This is a genomic window from Bradyrhizobium sp. ORS 86, from assembly GCF_045571475.1.
In the GTDB taxonomy this organism is placed as follows: domain Bacteria; phylum Pseudomonadota; class Alphaproteobacteria; order Rhizobiales; family Xanthobacteraceae; genus Bradyrhizobium.
Genome location: NZ_CP120699.1, coordinates 5742764 through 5762055, shown reverse-complemented (window position 1 = coordinate 5762055; position 19292 = coordinate 5742764). Strand labels below are relative to the sequence as shown.

Here is a 19292-nt window from a genome sequence, read left to right as displayed (position 1 = left end):
TCTCCCTCGCGCTAGCCCAGAAGGGTGGCGACGTGCTGGAACCAGACGACGAGCGGTCCCGGAAGATAGATGCCCGCAGTTAGGACAAGCGCGAAATGCGCGAACATCGGCAGGTAGGATGCGTTCGCCGGGGCGGTGCTGCCGCGCGGCTCGCCGAAGGCCACACCCGTCAGGCGCAGCACGAGCGCGCCAAGGGCGAGCAGCAGGCCGAACACCAGCGGGACAGCGAGCAGCGGCTGGCGCGCAAAGGTCGAGCTGACGATGAGAAACTCGCTCATGAAGATGCCGAGCGGCGGCAGACCGGCAATCGCGACCACGCCGATCGCAAGTCCCCAGCCGAGCGCCGGATGCGTTTCGGTCAGGCCGCGGATGTTGGCGATCTGCTGCGTGCCCTTCACCTGCGCGATGTGGCCAACGGCATAGAAGATCGCCGACTTGGTGAGGCTGTGCATCACCATGTGTAGCAGGCCGGCGAAGTTGGCGAGCGGGCCGCCCATCCCGAACGCGAACACGATGATGCCCATGTGCTCGATCGAGGAATAGGCAAACAGCCGTTTGATGTCGCGGCGGCGGTACAGCATGAAAGCCGCGAACAGCAGCGAGGTCAGCCCCATCGTCACCATCAGCGGACCCGGCGAGATCGCGTCCGGATTGGCGGCGAGCAGGATCTTGAAGCGGAGCACCGCATAAAGCGCTACGTTGAGCAGCAGGCCGGAGAGTACGGCGGAGATCGGGGTGGGGCCTTCGGCATGCGCATCCGGAAGCCAGGCGTGCAGTGGCGCGAGGCCGACCTTGGTGCCATAGCCGAACAGCAAGAAGATGAAGGCGACGTTGAGCAGCGCCGGATCGAACGTCGCGGCGCGATCGATCAGGACGGTCCAGACCATGGCGTCCTGACCCTCGCCGACGACCGGTCGCGCCGCCATGTAGACCAGGATCGTGCCGAACAATGCGAGCGCGATGCCGACGCTGCCGAGGATGAAATACTTCCAGGCGGCCTCGAGCGCGGCGTGTGTCCGATAGATGCCGACCATCATGACGGTGGTGAGTGTGGCGATCTCGACCGCAACCCACATCAGGCCGATATTGTTCGACACGAATGCGAGATTCATGCCGAACATCATGACCTGATACATGGCGTGGTAGAACCGCAAATAGCCCGGCGTCAGTCGTCCTGTCTCGATTTCGTGGGCGATGTAGCTCGCGCTGAACACGCTGGTGGTGAAGCCCACGAAGGTATTGAGCACGATGAAGACGATGTTGAGGTCATCTACCAGCAGATACTGGCCAGGCTGCGGACGCGCGATGACCAACAGCGACAGGGCGGCCAGAAAGGTGCCGAGGCTTGCAACAACGTTAAGCGCGGCGGTCAGCCGGTAGCCGGGCAGCGCCGCAAGCACCGCCGCGGCGCAGATCGGGATCAACAGCACCCAGGCGACGGCATCCGACGCGGCGGTCATCGCCGCTCTCCCCTGAATTCGTCGAGAGCGCCGATGTCGACGGTGTCGAACCGCTCCCGGATGCGGAACAGGAACACGCCGATCACGATGAAGGCGATGAGAATCGAAAACGCGACGCTGATCTCCACGACGAGCGGCATGCCCTTGGCGCCCGTGGCCGCCAGCACCAGTCCGTTCTCCAGCGACATGAAGCCGACGACCTGACTGACGGCGTTGCGCCGTGTCACCATCACCAGCAATCCCAGCAGCACGACCGACAGCGCGAAGGCGAGGTCTTCGCGGGCCAGCGGATCGGCCGCGCCGGTCACGCGCAGCATCAGCACCATGGAGAGCGCGACGAGCCCCATCCCCGCCAGCATGGTGGGCCCGATGCCCACGGCAGTCTCGATATCGCGGTGAATGCCGAGCTGCTTGATGATCCGATGCAGCGCCACCGGGATGATGATCGCCTTGAACACCAGCGCGATGACCGCGGTCACGTAGAGATGCGGGGCATCCTGGATGAACGCCTGCCAGCCGACCGAAAACGCGAGCACCAATGCGTGAAGCGCGAAGATGTTCAGTAGCGCGTACAGGCGGTCCTGGTACAGCATCATGAAGCTGATCAGGACGAGGCCGCCGGCGAGCAAATGGGCAATGTCAAAAGCGAGATTGGGCATCAGAAGCTTTCTGACACGAATCGAAGAAGCGTACCGAGCAGGCCAAGCATCAGCGCCGCGCCGAGAAACTCGGGAACCCGGAAGACGCGCATCTTTGCCGTCGCGGTTTCGAACACGGCGAGGAGAAAGCCGGCGAGGGCAAGCTTGAGGAAATAAGCGCCGACGCTCACCAGGTAGGACAGCGGGCCCGCGCCGACGATCGTGATCTGCCAAGGGAAGAACACGCAGATGATCAAGGAGACGTAGAGCAGGAGCTTGAGGAAGGCGCCGAACTCGATCATGGCGAGATGACGCCCGGAATACTCCAGGATCATCGCCTCGTGCACCATGGTGAGCTCGAGATGCGTCGCCGGGTTGTCGACCGGAATGCGAGCGTTCTCGGCGAGCGCCACCATGATGAGCGCGATCATCGCCATTCCGAGCGAGACACGCAGTCCCACCTCCGACGACGCCATGAAGGTTGCGACGGTCGACAATTGGGTCGAGCCGGCAATCAGCGCCACGCAGAACACCATCAGCATCATCGCGGGCTCGGCGAGAGCGGCGATCATCACCTCGCGGCTGGAGCCGATGCCGCCGAAGCTGGTGCCGACATCCATGCCCGCGAGCGCAAGGAAGAAACGCGCGCTTCCGAGCAGGGCGACGATCGCGATCAGGTCGGCGCTCCAACTGAATTGCAGGCCGGTCGCAAACGTCGGGACCAGCGCCGCCGCGACCCAGATGGCTGAAAACGTCACATAGGGTGTGACGCGGAACAGCCAGGACGCGTTCTCCGTGAGCACGACCTCCTTGCGCAGCAGTCGCAGCAGGTCGCGATAGGGTTGGAAAACGGACGGTCCCTTGCGGCGCAAGAGGCGCGCCTTGATCTTGCGTACGAAGCCCGTCAGTAGCGGCGCCAGCAGCAGCACCAGCGTCATCTGTCCCAACTGCACGAGTATGTCGGAGATCACGACCATATCGCGAGCACCAGCAGCAATGTGACGAGCGTTGCAAAGACGAGGCTGAGATAGCGGCGGATGGTCAGGAACTGGAGCTGGTTCAGCCAGTCGGCGGCGAACCACACCGCCTTGCTCACTGGCGTGTACAGTCGCTCCCAGACCAGATCGTGCATATCGACCGTGAGCCGAGCGGGCCGCAGGTCGCCCGGCGGCGGCATGTCGACATGCTCGCGGGCCTGGAAGGCCAACGTGCCGAAGACGCGGCGGATTGGCTGCGCGAAACTGGCCCCGGAATACTGCGCCGCCGGTGTCGGATCACCGAAGCCGCAACCCCAGGCGGGACCCCGTCTGATCGCGCGCGACGCAAAGCGATGGATGAAATAGACTGCAAGCGACGCCGCGACCGTGATGAAGACAAAGACGAGCAATCCGTTGTAGGAGCTGCGGCTCTCCGCGATCGGGACGATCGAGAGCCATGGGGCGTTCGCCTGGATCGGCATCCGGTGGCCGATGATGGCCAGCGCGACGGGCGAAAGAGCGTCAATGACGAGGCCCGGCAGAATTCCGGCCAGGAAGCAGAGCGCCGCGAGGCTGTACATCGCCGCCACCGAATAACGATCGACCTCGCCGGCCGCTGCCGCGAGGGGGCTCCGCGCGCGTCCAAGGAATGTGACGCCGAACGCCTTGACGAAACAAGCGGCCGCGAGTGCCGCCGCTAGTGCCAGCAATGCGCCGACCGCGGGCACCATGATCTTCAGCACCCATTGCGGCAGATTGGGGCTTTGCAGAACGGCCTGGAAGATCAGCCATTCCGACGCGAATCCATTGAACGGCGGCAGCGCCGAGATCGCGACACAGCCGACGAGAAAGGCGAAGGTCGTGAGCGGCATACGATGGATCAGGCCGCCCAGTTTCTCCAGGTCGCGTTCGCCGGTCGAGGTCAGCACGGCGCCAGCCCCGAGAAACAGCAGGCTCTTGAAGATCGAGTGGTTGAGGACGTGGAAGAGCGCGGCCGTGAAGGCGAGGGCTGCGGCCAGGCCAAGGCCATTCGCTTGGAATGCGAGCGCAAGGCCGAGGCTGGCGAAGATGACGCCGACGTTCTCGATCGTGCTGTAGGCGAGGAGGCGCTTGAGGTCGTTCTCCATCAGCGCATAGAGAATTCCCATGACGGCGGTCGCACCGCCGAGGACCAGCACGACGACCCCTGCCGACCAGCTTGGTGGACCGAGCAGGTCGAACACGACCCGAACGAATCCGTAGATCGCGACCTTCGTCATGACGCCGCTCATCAGCGCCGAGACATGGCTCGGAGCCGCGGGGTGGGCGAGCGGCAGCCACACGTGCAACGGGACCAGGCCGGCCTTCGATCCGGCACCGAGCAACATCAGCGCGAGCACCAGCCCCGCTTGGGATGGCGTGTGATGGGCGCTGCGCATGGCGGCAAATCCGTAGCCGACGCCGCCTCCCGACAACAGGCCAAAGGCCAGCAACAGCGCCAGCGTCCCGAAGCTTGCCATTACGAGATAGACGTAGCCCGCTCGCGCATTGTCCGCGTCGCGATGGTGCGCCATGACGAGCGCCCACGATGCGAGCGACATGAACTCCCAGCACAGCAAGTAGGTGAACGCGTCGTCCGCAAGCACCACGAGGTTCATCCCGGCCAGGAACGTCGGAAAGAACGGAAGGATGCGGTGCGGCGCAGAGTCGTGGCTGCCGTAGCCGAGGCCGTAAAGGCTTGCCGCCGCGCCGCCGAGATTGACCACGGCAAGAAAGAATGCGGCAAGCGCGTCGAGACGGAAATGCGATCCGAGCCAAGGCAGGCCGATCGGCAGCACCAATTCTGTCGCGTCGGCGTGGGTAACGAGAGAGAGCAGCGCGCCGGCGAGGGCGATCAACGAAACCACCAACGTTGCGCCGTAGACGATCGTTGTCGATTTGCGCGATCTGTTCGTTGCGAGCGCGAGAAGGGTCGTTCCCAGCAGTGCGGCTACACACCAAATCTGCTGGTCGACCGCCGGCATCACATCTGCACCTTCGGCGTACTCGATCCGGCCTTCAGTCGGACGCCGCGGCCACCACCGCTACTGACGGCTCCCTCGTTGATGACCTCGACGCCGGCGGCGCCGAGCGCATCGATGAGCTTCACCAGCGAGTCGACATTGCCCCGGATGGTGCCCTCGCTTGCCTCCATGCGCTGGATGGTCGGCACCGAAAGTCCGGATAGTTCGGCGAGCTGCCGCTGGTCGATGCCAAGCAGAGCCCTTGCAGCTCGTAGCTGCGCGGCAGTGATCATCAGGCTGACCGTCGATTGAGACTCAGGTCCGTTTGGCTGTCATTTATGCACGCCAAGTAATGATGTTGCAAGTGCAATAAATGATGTTTCACACATCAGTTTTGTGCAAGCCGGTAATCGAGCGGCGCTGCGTGCCGATGCAAGCTGGTCGATGCACTTAGCCGGAGATTTTTCGATAGATCGCCGCAGCACGGCGCAAGAGCCGGCTCTTCTTTTTTCGCTCGTCCAGGTTCTTGTGCGCGGCTGTCCCGCTTTGCCAGTCCGGGTCGTCGACACTTTCGATGAGCGCGCGGCGAACTTCCGCATCGTTCAGTTCGCCGAGCACCTGCTGCCCTTTGCGCAGATGCTTCAGAACGACCTTCCACGCTGCGTACTCATCCTCGGGCAATCCTCCTTCGGAGAATTCGATGGCATAGCGCAGCCGCTTGCCTGCCAGCCGGACACGATGCCGCTTGTTCTTGCCCATGCCCTGCAAGCCGCGGCTCTTTTGCACAAGTTGCTTGTGCCATCGCGCAAGACGTCGGGCATGAAATTCCGATACTGGCACGGCGCGCCGTTGCGCCGCGCGATCCTGCCTTGCGGTCCATGGGCCACTGCCGACCCAGTCCCACATCGCGTCGAACCATTGCGTGTAACGCTCGCTGCCGAGCGCATCCTTGAGCCGCTCGAAGGCTTCGACCCGCGCAGCCACGAACACGCGCTCTTCGGGCCGGCCCTTGCTGTTCTCGATTGCGACATCGAGGTCGCGCGTCGTCCCGAGGCATCCGCTCAACCATTTCAGCTCGGATTTCAGGCGTGACCATTCGGGGTCCGCGACCATACGTCCATAAAACGCGATCGCAGCCTTCAGCCGCGTCAGCGCGACGCGCGTGTGATGCAGCGCTGCCGGATCGCCGGCACGGACGGCTTCGTGATTGGTTGCGACTTCCTCGAGGCATTCGGACAGAATCAGACGAAACGCGGTCTCACAACGCATGGCTGGACTGAGAAGGCGCGGCCGCTTCGAGCGGACAGCGCGCCCCTTGGCCGGATTTGCCGATAGCGTCATGAACCCTCTCGCGACCCGGTCGGAGCCGCAAACGCGACAAGGCGGCACCTTGGGTCCGAAGCTTTCCGGGTTGCTTGATTTCGATCAAGGGTTTTCTGAAAAGAACCGCCCCAATAATGCTGCATAGCGACGAAAAATAGCGCACGTGCAACTGACGCGCGAGAGCGCTGGCGAATCCACCGACTGCATGGACGCAAGTCCGTGTCTGGAGACAGCCCGCTGGTCTTGTCCACGATTTCGCGAGAGTAGATTTTAGATATTTCGTGCACGCAATATCTTGCTATTTCGTATGCGAAATATATACCGATGCACATGAAGGCAGAGCATCGGCTGATCTTTCTTTTGACCGTGGCCTATCGGCGGTTGCAGCGCGCCATCGAGCAGGAGACGGCCGCGCACGAGCTGACGTCGGCTCAGGCGGGAGTGCTGTTCTTTCTCGGGCGCAACGATGGTGCGCTGATCGGCGACGTCTCGCAGGCGCTCGACATCGTGCCGTCGGCGATGACCGGGCTTGCCGACCGGATGGAACGTGCAGGCCTCGTCAAGCGCCGGCGCGACGGAGACGATGGGCGCAGCCAGCGGCTCTATCTGACCGTGGCAGGACAGGAGCTCGGCAAGCGCGCGGCGACGCGGACCCGAGTGATCAACAACCGCCTGATGGACGGGTTCTCGGAAGCCGAGATCGACGTGGTGTCGCGCTGGCTGACCAGCCTGCAAGAGAAGTTTCCAAAAGACAAAGACGCCTAGCAAGCAACAGGAGTGAGACATGAGTGATTTGGTCAAGGTGGCGCTGGACGCGGGCGTCCTTGCTGTGACGATGGCACGTCCGGACAAGAAGAATGCGATCACCAACGCGATGTACGGCGCGATGGCCGATGCACTGGAACGCGCGGAGAGCGATCCCGCGATCCGCGCTGTGCTGTTCCAGGGTGACGGCGACAGCTTCACCGCCGGTAACGATCTCGCTGACTTCGCCGCGGTCTCGCAGGGTGCGGGGGGCGAGCGCCATGTGACGCGCTTTCTCGCCAAGCTTGCGGCTGCGACGCGGCCGCTGGTTGCCGCCGTGCAAGGCAATGCGGTCGGCATCGGCACCACGATGCTGTTGCATTGCGATCTCGTGTATCTCGCGTCGAATGCGCGGCTGATCACGCCATTCGTCAATCTTGCGCTGGTGCCGGAAGCCGCTTCGACCTATCTCCTGCCGCAGCGCATCGGCTATGCGCGCGCCTATGCGATGTTCGCGCTCGGCGAGCCGGTCGAGGCCGAGGCTGCGGTCGCCATCGGCCTTGCCAACGCGCTCGTGCCGCTCGACGATCTCCGCGCCAAGGCAAGGGCGGCGGCCGAGGCGCTCGCCAAGCGGCCGTTCGGGTCGCTCCTGCACACCAAGGCGCTGATGCGCGACACCGCCCGGATATCAGCGCAAATGGCGCGCGAGGGCGAGATTTTCCAGGAGCGGCTGATGAGCGCAGAGGCGCGTGAGGCCTTTGCCGCCTTTGCCGAACGTCGTCAGCCGGATTTCTCGAAGATCACCGGGTAGGTGTCGAAACTCCGCCGGCACTGCAGATCGAAATTGGGCCGCGTGCGTCAACGGGGTTGACGCCGCGGCCATGATCGAACATCTCGTTTCGTGTCACACCGCAGTCCGGCGAGGCGAAGCATGAGCGACAGTCACACACTGCGCGGCGACAAGATCGCTGCGACCGTCCTGGCACGGGGCGCCGAATTGTCGTCTCTTAAGGGGGCCGATGGCGCCGAGCTGCTGTGGCAGGCCGGGCCGCAATGGCCGCGCCACGCGCCGGTGCTGTTCCCGATCGTCGGCCGGCTGAAGAACGACACGCTGCGTCACCACGGTAAAACCTATCCGATGACGCAGCATGGTTTTGCGAGGGACCGGCGCTTTGCGTGGCTGGAGCGGGGGCCGCGCTCTTGCAAGCTCGTGCTCACCGACGACGCAGAAACCCGCGCACGCTATCCCTTCGCCTTCAGGCTCGAAGTCACTTACCGGATCGACGGCGCAGACCTCGACGTCGCTTTCGATGTCATCAATACCGGCGATGTCACCCTTCCGGCCTCGCTCGGCGGTCATCCGGCCTTCAACTGGCCGCTGCTGCCGGAGCTGCCGAAGGAAGCTTACTCGCTGAATTTCGCGAAAGATGAGCCTGCACCGGTCCGCCGTTTGAAGGATGGGCTGATGCGGCCGCAATCCGAACCCAGCGCGATCAGGGGAAGGACGCTCGCATTGTCGGAACGGCTGTTCGACGACGACGCCATGATCCTCGACCAGGTCGCGAGCAGGTCGGTTCGCTTCGCGGCTGGGCAAGGTCCGGCGATCGACGTCTCGTGGAACGGCTTTCGAGAGCTCGGGATCTGGTCGAAGGTAGGCGGTGCGCCGTTTCTCTGCATCGAGCCATGGCACGGTTTCGCAAGCCCGACGGAATTCGACGGCGAGTTCGTCGATAAGCCCGGCCTGATGCACATCGCGCCGGGCGCGCGGCAGTCGCTGAGCTATTGCATTCGTGTGAGCTGAAGCGCCGGATCGCGGCTGATCGACGGCATTCGGCTGATCAGGATGCGCGGCCTCCGAGCACGCTCGTGATCCCGCTGACCGAGGGCGGGTTCTCGCGCGCCCAGGCCTCATGCGCTGCCAGATCCCGGTAATGCTCCGCCATGCGCAGCAGCCGTTCCCGGATGCTCTGGTCCTTCTCATCCTTGGCCTGGTCAGTTAGCTGCGAGGCGCGTTCGAGAAGCGCTTTCGGATCGATCACGACAAACTCCAAATCCGTTCTTCGCCTGCCAGTCAACGACAGCAGACAAGCACGGTTCCCACACGGTTTGATGACATCTTGAAGCATCAGAGCTGGAACAGGCCGAGCCCCTCCATCACGTCACGCTTGGTGCGTTCCGTGATCTCCCTGGCCGTCAGGGTTCCCTGCCTGATGATATCGATGACGTGATCGGGATCTGCCGCCAGTTCGGTGCGCCGCGTCCAGCGCGCCGGCGCCTAGTTGAACGCCATGCCGCCGCTCATCGCGATCGTCTGTCCTGTCATGTATGAATTGTTGACCAGCAGCATCACGGCCTGCGCGACCTCCTCGGACGTGCCGAAACGTCCCATGGGGATCCGGCTAACCAGCCCGGTCTGTCCTTTCATCATGTCGGTCTCGATCAGGGACGGCGCGACGGCATTCACGGTGATGCCTTCCTTGACAAGCCGCGCCGCATAGCCGCGGGTCAGGCCTTCGATGCCGGCCTTGGACGCATTGTAGTGCGGCCCGATCGCGCCTCCGCCGCGCGCGGCCCCTGACGAGATGTTGACGATGCGGCCCCATTGCTTGGTTCGCATCATCGGCAGCACCGCCTGCGTGCACAGGAAAACCGATTTGAGATTGACCGTGATGGTGCGATCGAAATCCTCTTCCGTGAGATCATCGACGCCCTTGACGATTGCGATCCCGGCATTGTTGACGAGGATGTCGATCGGGCCGAGCTCGGACCGTGCGCGCGCGACCATGTCGGCGACGGCTGGGGTTTCGGACACGTCGGCGCCGATCGCGACAGCCCGGCCTCCGGCCGCGCTGATGCTCTTCGCCAGCGTCTCCGCCTCGGTCGATCGCGCGTGATAGTTGATCGCGACTGCCGCGCCGGCGTCTGCCAGCGTCTTGACGATTGCCGCGCCGATGCCGCGCGATCCACCGGTCACAAGCGCCACATGTCCGTGCAGGCTGTTTGTTGTCATGGAGACACCTCTTTCGCGTGTCGTCTGAGGTTCGCAAACCGCGCCGCGCGGCGCAATGCAACCTTGCTCACATCTGCGTTGCGGACCGGTCGGCGGCGAAAAACCGGGCCTGCGGCCGGAATCGGCCTTGCGTCGGGCGTCGCCCGGCGGCAATGCTGGAGGTATCATTCCTGCAGACGCCACCTACGAGAGACCGATGAGCAAACTGATTGTCCGCGCCGGCGAGTTCACCTTTGACGCCCGTTTCGAAGAGCAGCTCGCGCCGAAAACGGTCGCCGCCTTCCGCAAGGCGATGCCGTTCGAGAGCCAGGCGATCCATGTGCGCTGGAGCGGCGAGGGCGTCTGGATGCCGCTCGGCGATCTCGATTTCGGTGTCTCCTATGAGAACCACACCAGCTACCCGGCGCCGGGCCAGATCATCCTCTATCCCGGCGGCATCAGCGAGACCGAAATCCTGCTCGCCTATGGCGGTGTGCATTTCGCGAGCAAGATGGGCCAGCTTGCCGGTAACCATTTCATCACTCTGACCTCAGGACTGCAGAACCTCACCACCTTCGGCAAGACCGTGCTCTGGAAGGGCGCGCAGAACATCCGCTTCGAGGAAGTCTGATGTGACCGAGCCCCGCTATCCGCGCGATCTCCGCGGCTATAGCCGCAATCCGCCTGATCCGAAGTGGCCGGATGGGGCGCGGGTTGCCGTGCAGTTCGTGGTCAATTTCGAGGAGGGCGGCGAGAATAACATCCTGCATGGTGACAGCGCCTCGGAAGCGTTCCTCTCGGACGTGCTTGGCGCGCGGCCCTGGGCCGGGAAGCGTCACGCCAACATCGAATCGATGTTCGAATACGGCTCGCGCGCGGGCTTCTGGCGATTGTGGCGGATATTTACTGAGCGCAAGATATCGCCCACCGTATTCGGCGTCGCGATGGCGCTGAAGCGCAATCCGGACGTCGTCGCCGCGATGCAGGAGGCGGGCTGGGATATCGCAAGTCACAGCCTGCGCTGGGTCGAGCACAAGGATATGTCGGAGGCCGAGGAGCGCGACGAAATCGCTCGCGCCATCGCCGTCCACACCGAGGCGACGGGCGCCCGGCCGCTCGGCTGGTACACGGGCCGCTCTTCGATCAACACGCTGCGGTTATTGATGGAGACCGGCGGCCTGCGTTATCTCTGCGACTCCTATGCTGACGACCTGCCGTACTGGATCAAGGCCCCGGGCACCGAGCCGCACCTGGTGATCCCCTACACGCTCGATGCCAACGACATGCGCTTCATCAACGCGCAGGGCTTCGGCGGTGGTGATGAGTTCTACACCTACCTGAGGGACAGTTTCGACGTGCTCTATGCCGAAGGCGCGACATCTCCGAAGATGATGTCGGTCGGCCTGCATTGCCGGGTGGTCGGCCGCCCCGGCCGGACCGCCGCGCTGATGCGTTTCCTCGACTATATCCAGAAGCACGAGCGGGTGTGGGTGCCGACCCGGTTGGCGATCGCCGAGCACTGGCACGCCCACCTGAAGCATCTGGCAGGTGAGGCATTCGAGATTGGCTAGAGCATGATCCGGAAAAGTGTGAAGCGGTTTTCCGAAAAGATCATGCGCAAACAAGGAGCTAAAGCGCGATGATGATACGACCCAATCTCATCGCGCTTTAGCAGGCCATCGCCGCGGGCCGGTCGCGTCAGTTCGGGCGGACAGGATCGATACGTTTACACAGGAAGAGCATGAGCGAGCTGGGCACTGCAAACGAAACGAAGCAGCCATCGCTCGGCGAAGAGATCGTGGCGCGGATCAATGCGCTCGCGGCGATCTCCGAAACGCCGGAGCATCTGGCGCGGATCTTCTTGACGGAAGAACACCGCAAGGCCGCCGATCTGATCCTGGCCTGGATGCGCGAGGCCGGCATGAGCGCGCATCTCGATGCGATCGGCAATGTCTGCGGCCGCTACGAAGGCGATCGGCCGGGCCTGCCGTGCCTGATGCTGGGCTCGCACTACGATACGGTTCGAGATGCCGGCAAATGGGATGGTCCGCTCGGCGTCATCACCGCGATCGCCTGCGTCGCCGATCTGAACCGGCGTGGCAAAAGGCTGCCATTCGCGGTCGAGGTCGTGGGCTTCGCGGACGAGGAGGGCGTGCGCTTCGCCTCGACCCTGCTCGGCAGCCGCGCCGTGGCCGGCACCTTCGACGAGAGCGTGCTCAACACGCGCGACCGCACCGGCATATCGATGCGCGACGCGCTGATCCAGTTCGGGCTCGATCCCGATCATGTCGGCAAGGCGGCGCGCGCCCGTGGCGAGCTGCTCGGCTATGTCGAGGTGCACATCGAGCAGGGACCGGTGCTGGAACAGAAGGGATTGCCGGTTGGCGTCGTCACCGCGATCGCAGGCGCAACCCGGCTTGCGGCTGAGATCTCGGGTGTCGCCGGTCATGCCGGAACCGTGCCGATGGCGCTGCGCCGCGACGCACTGACTGGCGTGGCCGAGTGCATCATCGCGATCGAGGAGTTCTGCGGGGACGATCAGACAGGCCTGCTCGGCACCGTCGGCTGTGTCAGCGCGATGCCGGGCGCCACCAACGTGATCCCCGGGAAAGCGTCCTTCACCATCGATATCCGCTCGCAAAGCGACGCACACCGCACGCGCGCGGTGGCTGACATCTTGCAGCGGATCGAAGCGATCGCAAAACGTCGCGCACTCACATTGCAGGTCGAGGTCACCCATGAGAACCGCAGCGTGCCCTGCGCTGCATGGCTGACATCGCAAATTGCTGACGCGGTCACTGCCGAAGGCTTTACGCTATTCGAGCTGCCAAGCGGGGCAGGGCATGACGGCATGGCGATGGCCGACATTGCCGATATCGGCATGATCTTCGTGCGGTGCCGCGGCGGGATCAGCCACAATCCGGCCGAGCATGTCGAACTCCCCGACGCCGAAATCGGTGCGCGGGTGCTATTGCGCGTCATCGAGAACTTCAAGCCGGGCAAGTCAGCCAATAGCTGAACCTGGCGCGCGCGCTGTCGGCGCCGGGGCTTGCCGTCGTTCGCGTTGCATGCACCCAACCATGGGTTGTGTTCTGGTGCGAGGATGCGGTACGATCGCACAGGCTTTGTCGGCCCCACTATGCACTTCGTGCCAAATCCGAACGGATCCGGCTCCGAAACCAACGTGAGACTGTTGCGGGCTGCCATGAACCGTTAGACTTGCCTGAGCGGGAGGGGGACATGAGGTCGTCCGTCGTCCAAGAGATTCAATTCCCAAAGCAACCGGCGCTGCAGTTGATTTACGACACGGCGCCGATCGGCCTTGCCTACCTCTCTCCCGACTGCCGCTATCTTCAGATCAACCACCGCCTGACCGAGATCTGCGGCATTTCGGTCGAGGGCCATCTTGGACGTACGGTACGCGATTGTGTGCCGGCACTGGCTCCGGCGGTCGAAGGCATCGTTCGTTCGATCATGGAGACCGGAGAGCCCGTGACCGGCGTGGAGGTGTACGGCCAGCGCCCGGGCCACAATGACGAGCGATGCTGGATCACGCATTGGCACCCGCAGCGCGGGCCGAATGGGAACATTGTCGGCGTCAACGTTGCGGCCGAGGAGATCACCGAGCGCAAGCGCAGCGAACGCGATATCCGCGCCGCCCGGGATGCGGCCGAGCGCGCCTTGCACCACTTGCAGGAGACCCAGGCGTCGCTGATCGAGGCGGAGAAGCTCGCGGCGCTGGGCCGGCTGGTGGCCGGCGTCGCGCACGAGATCAACAGCCCGGTCGGCACCAGCCTCACGGTCGCTTCGGTACTGGAGCAAAAATGCGCCGACTTTGCTGCCGAGGCTGCGCGCGGCAAATTGAAGCGGTCCAGCCTGAGCGATTTCATCGAGGTCGTCGAAAGCGCCTCCTCGCTGCTGGTCGGCAATCTCAAGCGCGCGGCCGATCTGGTGCAATCGTTCAAGCAGGTGGCGGTCGATCGAAGCTATTTCGACCGGAGCCAGTTCGATCTCGGCGAGGCAACCGAGCAGGTTCTTGCCAAGCTGCGCCCGGCATTGCCGAAGAACAACCTGACGCTCAGCGTTGATTGCCCGCCTGATCTTGCGATGAACAGCTATCCCGGCCCTTACGGCCAGGTCCTCACCAACCTGTTTGTCAATTCGGTCGCGCACGCATTTCCGGATGGCAAGGGCGGCACGATTACGATCCGGCTGTGTGCGTCAGGCGCAGAGCACGTCGAAATCCTGTTCGCCGACGATGGCTGCGGGATGGAGCACGATGTACGCCGGCAGGCCTTCAATCCGTTCTTCACCACCCGTCGCGACAACGGCCGCATTGGGCTCGGCCTGCACATCGTTCATAACATCGTCACCAACCGGCTCGGCGGAGAGATCCATCTCGACAGTGCCCCGGGCAGGGGGACAAGCGTGCGGATCACGCTGCCGCGCGTAGCGCCGCAACGTGGCACCGATAGTTGATTGCAAAGATTGTCGTCCCTGCGAAAGCAGGGACCCATACTCCGCAGCGGATGTTGTGAACGGAATTCGTCGTTCCAGCGTCACGCTACCACCAGCTTTCGTGGTTATGGGTCCCTGCTTCCGCAGGGACGACACGGAGTGTGGCACGCGATCTCGGCAAGTGGAGAAGAAAACTCTCCTTACTCCCGCTCGAACGAAAGCTCCTTCCAAGGTGCTGCCGTAAAAGGCACTGCGCTACCCTTGCTTCCGCACCCGTTGTCGCGACATCTTCACGGTATTCCTGATGGTCGCGACAATGAGCCAATCCGCATTCGATCCCTTCGGCGAGCCGGTCCCTGCAATCGATCCTTCGATCGCGAGCGGGCGCGCGTCGAAATGGCTGAAGACCGCGGGCACCAGCGTGTTCTGGGTGCTGGTGATCGGCATCGTGCTGGCGCGTGCCGTCTATTTCGAGCCCGGCGTGTTCAGCTTCGAGCATGCCGTGGCCTGGGCACAGGGGCTGTTTGCCGCGCTTTGAGCGCCGGTTTGCGCGGTGCCGGTTTCGCGGCCTGCTTCTCCCGAATGATGCCTTCGAACGCGACCGCCGCGGGCACCTCCAGCCGACCGGGCGATTTGAGTTGCCACAGCGTGCGCTCGATGTGGACGCCCCTGATCGGGATGACCTTCAGCTTTCCGAGCCTGACCTGATCGTCGATTGTCGCCATCGACACCATGGCAACCCCAACGCCGGCGGCCACGGCCTGCTTGATCGCCTCGGTGCTGCCGATCTCGAGGGTCCGTTGCGGCCGGACGCGGTGGGCGGCAAATGCCTGCGCGACCACCTCGCGCGTGCCTGAACCGGGCTCGCGCACGATCAGGATCTCGTCGTTGAGCTGGCGGATGTCGATCGGCCCGGCGGCCGCCGCGAAGCGGTGGTCGGGGCCTGCGATCAGGCCCATCACGTCGGTGCGCCAGGCCGAGCTGGTCAGGTTCTCGTCTTCCACCGGCCCCTCGACCAGGGCGATCTCGATTTCATGCCCCAGCATCAGCGCGGCGATATCGCTGGTGTTGGCGCTGACCACGTGCAGGTCGATGCCGGGAAAGGCGCGATGAAAGATGCCGAGATATTCCGGGATCATGTAGGTCGCGATCGTCGTACTGGCGCCGATCCGCAGCGAGCCGCTGTCGAGGTTCCGTAACGCCTGCAACTCGTCCTCGGCGGCCCGCTCGGCCGCGAACAGCGTCTCCGCGTGCCGGGCCAGCGCGGCACCTTCCCGGGTCGGCCGCACCCCTTTGGGCGTGCGGTCGAGCAGACGGCAGCCGACCTGCAGCTCGAAATCGCGCACGCCCTTGGAGATCGCCGGCTGGCTGATGTGCAAGAGGTCGGCGGCTCGGGAGAAACTCCCGGTCTTCGCCACGGCCGCGAACAGGCGAAGCAGATGCAGGTTGAGGGACATAACTTCTCTCTATTGGGCCAATACGAAAAGATATTAGCCAATGAGCCTGCTATGCCGCATAAAATCTTCTCCGAAAAGGAGATTTCGTGCCGGAACCATCCAAAGATCAGGGGCAGAAGCAAGGCCCGCTCAAGCGGGTGTTCAACCTCATTCCCGGCATCCTGCTTTGCGGCGTGATCACGGTCATCTCGCTCGGCGTGCAGTTCGCCGAGGAGCGCATGTTCGATCATCCCTATATCGAGGCCCTGGTCGTCGCGATCCTCCTGGGCATGGCGGTGCGTACCGTCTGGCAGCCGTCTGAGCGCTGGCGCTCGGGCATCGCCTTCAGCGCCAAGCAGTTGCTCGAAGTCGCGGTGATGCTGCTCGGCGCCTCCATCAGCTTCGCCGCGATCGTGGCATCGGGCTATCTCCTGATCGGCGCGATTGCGGTCACCGTCGTCATCATGCTGGCGGTGAGCTACAGCCTCAGCCGGATGCTCGGCCTCAAGGCAAAGCTCTCCGTCCTGATCGCCTGCGGCAACTCGATCTGCGGCAACTCCGCGATCGCGGCGGTTGCCCCCGTGATCGAGGCCGACGGCGACGACATCGCGTCCTCGATCTCGTTCACGGCGATTCTCGGCGTGCTGATGGTATTGGGCCTGCCGCTGCTAATTCCGCTCTTGCAGCTCTCGGCGACGCAATACGGCATCCTGGCCGGACTCACCGTCTACGCCGTGCCGCAGGTCTTGGCGGCGACTGTCCCGGCGGGCATCGTCAGCACGCAGCTCGGCACGCTGGTGAAGCTGGTGCGGGTCTTGATGCTGGGCCCGATCGTGGTCGGCCTCTCACTGTTCGTCGCGCGGCGCCGCAAGCGCCAGGCGGACGCCGTCAAGGCGGTGTCGATCAGCCCGTTCAAGCTGGTGCCCTGGTTCATCATCGGCTTCCTGGTGCTCGCCGCGCTGCGCTCGCTCCAGCTCGTGCCCGACATCGTGATCGCCCCGGTGACCAAGACCGCGGCGATCCTCACCGTGGTCTCGATGGCGGCGCTCGGGCTCGGCGTCGATGTGCGCGTGCTCTCGACCGTCGGCGGCCGGGTGACGGCAGCGGTCACGCTGTCGCTCCTGCTGCTGCTCGGCCTGAGCATCGGGCTGGTGCATTTCTTCAGGTAACATCTCAGCCTGCCGGATTGTGCACTGGCACATCGCTTGCTTTGCTGGATCGGCGAAGTTTGGCGCAGGGAAGACGTGATGGAGAGCACGGAGACAATCGCGGCGGCGCCGCAGCCGATCACGCTCGACTGGAGCAAGACCGCGCTCGTCATCGTAGACATGCAGCGCGATTTCATGGGGCCCGGCGGCTTCGGCGAGACGCTCGGCAATGATGTCAGCCAGCTTGCCCGCGCGATAAAGCCGATCGCAGCGGTGCGCGAGGCCGGGCTGGTCGTGGTCCATACCCGCGAGGGGCATCTCCCAGACCTCTCGGACGCGCCGGCGGCGAGGATCGAGCGCGGCGCGCTTTGCTTGCGGATCGGCGATCCCGGGCCGACGGCACGCATCCTGGTCCGCAGCGACATCATCCCTGAGCTCTGTCCGCTGGACGGCGAGATCGTGATTGACAAAGCTCAGCAAGGGCGCGTTCTACGCCACCGAATTCGACGACATCCTGCAGAAATACGCATCGAGAATCTCCAGGTCTGTGGCCGTCACCACCGAGGTCTGCGTCAGTACCACGGTGCGCGAGGCCAACGACCGCGGCTATCGCTGCGTCGTGATCTCCGATGGCTGCGCACACTACTTCCCGGAAGTTCACGAAATGGGCCTGAAGATGATTAAGGCCCAGGGCGGCATTTTCGGCTGGGTCACCGATTCACCCGCGGTGGTGGAGGCGCTCGCTGTCTAGCGCTTCTTCTTATTGCCGGCTGCGCTAGCACCGACGATGGCGCCAGCCACGCCAGAGATCGCGTTCCCGAGCGCCTGCAAAAGACCGCCCAGCCAAGATTTGTCGGTCACAACAGTCGAGACCATGATCGTGGATAAGACCAGGAAGCACAAAATCACCAAAACAATCAGGGCCAGCACGGCGGTGCTGCTGTCGCTGTGCCAAGATAGCTGACCAAATCTTCCAAAGAAAAGAGATAGGCTGTTGGGCGGCGTGGGACCGGCGCCAAACGCTTTCTGTTCCGCTGCGGCAATCGATGAGGTTGGCGCCGACGGCGGCTCATCCGGCTCGAACGTCGGTTCGCCAGAGGCGTCATTCATGCAGCTTTCGGACCCTTCTTAACCAGCGTTCCGAAGTACTCATCGATTAAGGGTTGCGGGATATCTATATTTTTCAGGCCAAATTTATTCGCCTTCATTGTCTTGTCCCAGGGGCTATCAACGCGATGCGTCATTTCCGAAAGCGTGACGGCTGGCAAGTGCGCATACTGCTTCCACACGTAATCAATGACCCTCTGGACCTCAGGTCGGTCAAATATCGGAGGAACGGGGATGCTGTCTTCCTCGTCCCAGCTAAACTCGGTGGCTTCTCTCGTTATAGGTGAGTTCCCGAACTCCTTAAACTCATGGTAGATCGCCGGCACAACGGGGCCGTACTGCCAAGCCTCAAATGCCTCATCTACCAGCGGCTCGCCGTAGGCCGCTGAATAATATCCGTGTGCGTAGTATAGGAGCTTCTGGAGTTTCAAGGGGCTGACAGGACATTTCTCTGCGAATGACCTATCCAGTATCGCGTTCGCGACGGCCTTAACTGGGAAGGGGGCTGGCATGAAATCAACCTTTGGCGGGAATCCTGACCAAATATAGTTGAATCGGCTAAAAAACCTATACCCGGTCACTATCATATCCATATCGAATCGGTCCGAAAACTCAAACTGAGGCACCCGGAGTGCCTCACTTTCGGAAACTGAACTTTTTAGCTAACGGGCTTGGCCTTGGTGCGAGAGTCGCTCGCGTCGATCAGACCAACGATATCTTCCATGCTCAGAAGCTTGTCGCTCACGCCTACACCCATCGACGCGCGTCTTGATGCGTGAGCGAAGGGCGCTCGCATCGCGGCCGCCGGCGCCCTAAGAAACGATCATCTTAGAATCAGCGTCCAGCGCGGCCCAAGTCCAAAGGCCGCCAGCATCGTCTACCGGTGACTTGCATTCCGAGCGTTCTCGCTCTCGGTACACCAGAACGAACAAATTTCGTCGCAGTGGACCGCTTGCTTTGCAGTCCTTTCACGTACTGGTCGTGATAGGCGATGCAGACCTCGCCAGCGTCAACCAACAGCTTTGAGGAC

The 19292-nt window shown here is 63.2% G+C and carries 21 protein-coding genes and 1 pseudogene; 11 read left to right on the top strand and 11 right to left on the bottom strand.

Annotated features, from left to right (window positions below; translation table 11 throughout):
- Positions 1 to 11: 11 nt before the first annotated feature.
- The 6 genes from P6U25_RS26565 to P6U25_RS26540 all read right to left on the bottom strand — a co-directional run bounded on the left by P6U25_RS26565 (position 12) and on the right by P6U25_RS26540 (position 6398).
- A complete protein-coding gene (locus P6U25_RS26565) occupies positions 12 to 1460 on the bottom strand; it encodes a hydrogenase 4 subunit F (protein ID WP_407147718.1) in 1449 nt (482 codons plus the stop codon).
- Positions 1457 to 2119 carry a hydrogenase-4 component E gene (locus tag P6U25_RS26560; protein ID WP_407147717.1) on the bottom strand — a complete coding sequence of 221 codons (663 nt, stop codon included), beginning with the start codon at positions 2117 to 2119 and terminating at the stop codon, positions 1457 to 1459. The genes P6U25_RS26565 and P6U25_RS26560 overlap by 4 nt, the downstream gene beginning before the upstream one ends.
- Entirely contained in the window at positions 2119 to 3075 is a 957-nt protein-coding gene (locus P6U25_RS26555) for a respiratory chain complex I subunit 1 family protein (RefSeq protein ID WP_407147716.1), read from the bottom strand. The genes P6U25_RS26560 and P6U25_RS26555 overlap by 1 nt, the downstream gene beginning before the upstream one ends.
- On the bottom strand, positions 3066 to 5078 hold the full coding sequence (gene hyfB / locus P6U25_RS26550; RefSeq protein WP_407147715.1) for a hydrogenase 4 subunit B: 2013 nt from the start codon (positions 5076 to 5078) through the stop codon (positions 3066 to 3068). The genes P6U25_RS26555 and hyfB overlap by 10 nt, the downstream gene beginning before the upstream one ends.
- Entirely contained in the window at positions 5078 to 5350 is a 273-nt protein-coding gene (locus P6U25_RS26545; RefSeq protein ID WP_407147714.1) for a helix-turn-helix domain-containing protein, read from the bottom strand. Before P6U25_RS26545 ends, hyfB begins: the two co-directional genes overlap by 1 nt.
- Positions 5351 to 5507: 157 nt before the next feature.
- Complete coding sequence (locus P6U25_RS26540) at positions 5508 to 6398, bottom strand: CHAD domain-containing protein (protein ID WP_407147713.1); 891 nt, start codon at positions 6396 to 6398, stop codon at positions 5508 to 5510.
- Between the two features lie 312 nt (positions 6399 to 6710).
- Between P6U25_RS26540 and P6U25_RS26535 the strand changes: the two genes are divergently transcribed.
- From P6U25_RS26535 to P6U25_RS26525, 3 genes are all read left to right on the top strand, one after another.
- On the top strand, positions 6711 to 7145 hold the full coding sequence (locus P6U25_RS26535) for a MarR family winged helix-turn-helix transcriptional regulator (RefSeq protein WP_407152619.1): 435 nt from the start codon (positions 6711 to 6713) through the stop codon (positions 7143 to 7145).
- Positions 7146 to 7164: 19 nt separating this feature from the next.
- Positions 7165 to 7935: an enoyl-CoA hydratase-related protein gene (locus P6U25_RS26530; protein ID WP_407147712.1), complete on the top strand. Its 771-nt coding sequence runs from the start codon at positions 7165 to 7167 to the stop codon at positions 7933 to 7935.
- Between the two features lie 120 nt (positions 7936 to 8055).
- Complete coding sequence (locus P6U25_RS26525) at positions 8056 to 8925, top strand: aldose 1-epimerase family protein (RefSeq protein WP_407147711.1); 870 nt, start codon at positions 8056 to 8058, stop codon at positions 8923 to 8925.
- Positions 8926 to 8962: 37 nt separating this feature from the next.
- Here P6U25_RS26525 and P6U25_RS26520 read toward each other — a convergent pair whose 3' ends face one another.
- Both P6U25_RS26520 and P6U25_RS26515 read right to left on the bottom strand, forming a co-directional pair.
- Entirely contained in the window at positions 8963 to 9163 is a 201-nt protein-coding gene (locus tag P6U25_RS26520) for a hypothetical protein (RefSeq protein WP_407147710.1), read from the bottom strand.
- A gap of 236 nt (positions 9164 to 9399) precedes the next feature.
- Positions 9400 to 10134 (bottom strand): SDR family NAD(P)-dependent oxidoreductase, encoded by a 735-nt coding sequence (locus P6U25_RS26515; protein WP_407147709.1) that lies wholly within the window; start codon positions 10132 to 10134, stop codon positions 9400 to 9402.
- 196 nt (positions 10135 to 10330) lie between these two features.
- Between P6U25_RS26515 and P6U25_RS26510 the strand changes: the two genes are divergently transcribed.
- From P6U25_RS26510 to P6U25_RS26490, 5 genes are all read left to right on the top strand, one after another.
- Complete coding sequence (locus P6U25_RS26510; RefSeq protein ID WP_407147708.1) at positions 10331 to 10744, top strand: DUF3830 family protein; 414 nt, start codon at positions 10331 to 10333, stop codon at positions 10742 to 10744.
- A gap of 1 nt (position 10745) precedes the next feature.
- Positions 10746 to 11684, top strand: a complete 939-nt coding sequence (gene puuE / locus P6U25_RS26505; protein WP_407147707.1) for an allantoinase PuuE — start codon at positions 10746 to 10748, stop codon at positions 11682 to 11684.
- Between the two features lie 170 nt (positions 11685 to 11854).
- The gene (locus tag P6U25_RS26500) at positions 11855 to 13132 is read left to right on the top strand and encodes an allantoate amidohydrolase (RefSeq protein ID WP_407147706.1); all 1278 of its coding nucleotides are present in this window, start codon (positions 11855 to 11857) and stop codon (positions 13130 to 13132) included.
- A 221-nt stretch (positions 13133 to 13353) separates the two neighbouring features.
- The gene (locus P6U25_RS26495) at positions 13354 to 14592 is read left to right on the top strand and encodes a sensor histidine kinase (RefSeq protein ID WP_407147705.1); all 1239 of its coding nucleotides are present in this window, start codon (positions 13354 to 13356) and stop codon (positions 14590 to 14592) included.
- A 295-nt stretch (positions 14593 to 14887) separates the two neighbouring features.
- Positions 14888 to 15109, top strand: a complete 222-nt coding sequence (locus P6U25_RS26490) for a hypothetical protein (RefSeq protein ID WP_407147704.1) — start codon at positions 14888 to 14890, stop codon at positions 15107 to 15109.
- Here the strand turns inward: P6U25_RS26490 and P6U25_RS26485 are convergent.
- Positions 15057 to 16028, bottom strand: coding sequence for a LysR substrate-binding domain-containing protein (locus tag P6U25_RS26485; RefSeq protein ID WP_407147703.1), 972 nt, complete (start codon positions 16026 to 16028; stop codon positions 15057 to 15059). The two genes, P6U25_RS26490 and P6U25_RS26485, sit on opposite strands and share 53 nt — an antisense overlap.
- Positions 16029 to 16114: 86 nt before the next feature.
- On the opposite strand from P6U25_RS26485, the gene P6U25_RS26480 reads away from it, so the two are divergent.
- The 3 genes and pseudogenes from P6U25_RS26480 (at position 16115) to P6U25_RS26470 (ending at position 17906) form a co-directional block, all read left to right on the top strand.
- Positions 16115 to 17176 carry a YeiH family protein gene (locus P6U25_RS26480; RefSeq protein ID WP_407147702.1) on the top strand — a complete coding sequence of 354 codons (1062 nt, stop codon included), beginning with the start codon at positions 16115 to 16117 and terminating at the stop codon, positions 17174 to 17176.
- A 78-nt stretch (positions 17177 to 17254) separates the two neighbouring features.
- A pseudogene (locus tag P6U25_RS26475) lies at positions 17255 to 17647 on the top strand (cysteine hydrolase family protein); the annotation flags it as partial.
- Positions 17648 to 17702: 55 nt separating this feature from the next.
- A complete protein-coding gene (locus P6U25_RS26470; RefSeq protein ID WP_407147701.1) occupies positions 17703 to 17906 on the top strand; it encodes a cysteine hydrolase family protein in 204 nt (67 codons plus the stop codon).
- Here the strand turns inward: P6U25_RS26470 and P6U25_RS26465 are convergent.
- A complete protein-coding gene (locus P6U25_RS26465) occupies positions 17903 to 18265 on the bottom strand; it encodes a hypothetical protein (protein WP_407147700.1) in 363 nt (120 codons plus the stop codon). The two genes, P6U25_RS26470 and P6U25_RS26465, sit on opposite strands and share 4 nt — an antisense overlap.
- Positions 18262 to 18855, bottom strand: coding sequence for a Panacea domain-containing protein (locus P6U25_RS26460; protein WP_407147699.1), 594 nt, complete (start codon positions 18853 to 18855; stop codon positions 18262 to 18264). Before P6U25_RS26460 ends, P6U25_RS26465 begins: the two co-directional genes overlap by 4 nt.
- Between the last annotated feature and the right edge of the window lie 437 nt (positions 18856 to 19292).

Coding starts and splice junctions, on each gene's coding strand:
- P6U25_RS26565 (WP_407147718.1), bottom strand. CDS start 1,460: ATGACCGCCGCGTCGGATGCCGTCGCCTGGGTGCTGTTGATCCCGATC.
- P6U25_RS26560 (WP_407147717.1), bottom strand. CDS start 2,119: ATGCCCAATCTCGCTTTTGACATTGCCCATTTGCTCGCCGGCGGCCTC.
- P6U25_RS26555 (WP_407147716.1), bottom strand. CDS start 3,075: ATGGTCGTGATCTCCGACATACTCGTGCAGTTGGGACAGATGACGCTG.
- hyfB (WP_407147715.1), bottom strand. CDS start 5,078: ATGCCGGCGGTCGACCAGCAGATTTGGTGTGTAGCCGCACTGCTGGGA.
- P6U25_RS26545 (WP_407147714.1), bottom strand. CDS start 5,350: ATGATCACTGCCGCGCAGCTACGAGCTGCAAGGGCTCTGCTTGGCATC.
- P6U25_RS26540 (WP_407147713.1), bottom strand. CDS start 6,398: ATGACGCTATCGGCAAATCCGGCCAAGGGGCGCGCTGTCCGCTCGAAG.
- P6U25_RS26535 (WP_407152619.1), top strand. CDS start 6,711: ATGAAGGCAGAGCATCGGCTGATCTTTCTTTTGACCGTGGCCTATCGG.
- P6U25_RS26530 (WP_407147712.1), top strand. CDS start 7,165: ATGAGTGATTTGGTCAAGGTGGCGCTGGACGCGGGCGTCCTTGCTGTG.
- P6U25_RS26525 (WP_407147711.1), top strand. CDS start 8,056: ATGAGCGACAGTCACACACTGCGCGGCGACAAGATCGCTGCGACCGTC.
- P6U25_RS26515 (WP_407147709.1), bottom strand. CDS start 10,134: ATGACAACAAACAGCCTGCACGGACATGTGGCGCTTGTGACCGGTGGA.
- P6U25_RS26510 (WP_407147708.1), top strand. CDS start 10,331: ATGAGCAAACTGATTGTCCGCGCCGGCGAGTTCACCTTTGACGCCCGT.
- P6U25_RS26500 (WP_407147706.1), top strand. CDS start 11,855: ATGAGCGAGCTGGGCACTGCAAACGAAACGAAGCAGCCATCGCTCGGC.
- P6U25_RS26495 (WP_407147705.1), top strand. CDS start 13,354: ATGAGGTCGTCCGTCGTCCAAGAGATTCAATTCCCAAAGCAACCGGCG.
- P6U25_RS26490 (WP_407147704.1), top strand. CDS start 14,888: ATGAGCCAATCCGCATTCGATCCCTTCGGCGAGCCGGTCCCTGCAATC.
- P6U25_RS26485 (WP_407147703.1), bottom strand. CDS start 16,028: ATGTCCCTCAACCTGCATCTGCTTCGCCTGTTCGCGGCCGTGGCGAAG.
- P6U25_RS26465 (WP_407147700.1), bottom strand. CDS start 18,265: ATGAATGACGCCTCTGGCGAACCGACGTTCGAGCCGGATGAGCCGCCG.
- P6U25_RS26460 (WP_407147699.1), bottom strand. CDS start 18,855: ATGGATATGATAGTGACCGGGTATAGGTTTTTTAGCCGATTCAACTAT.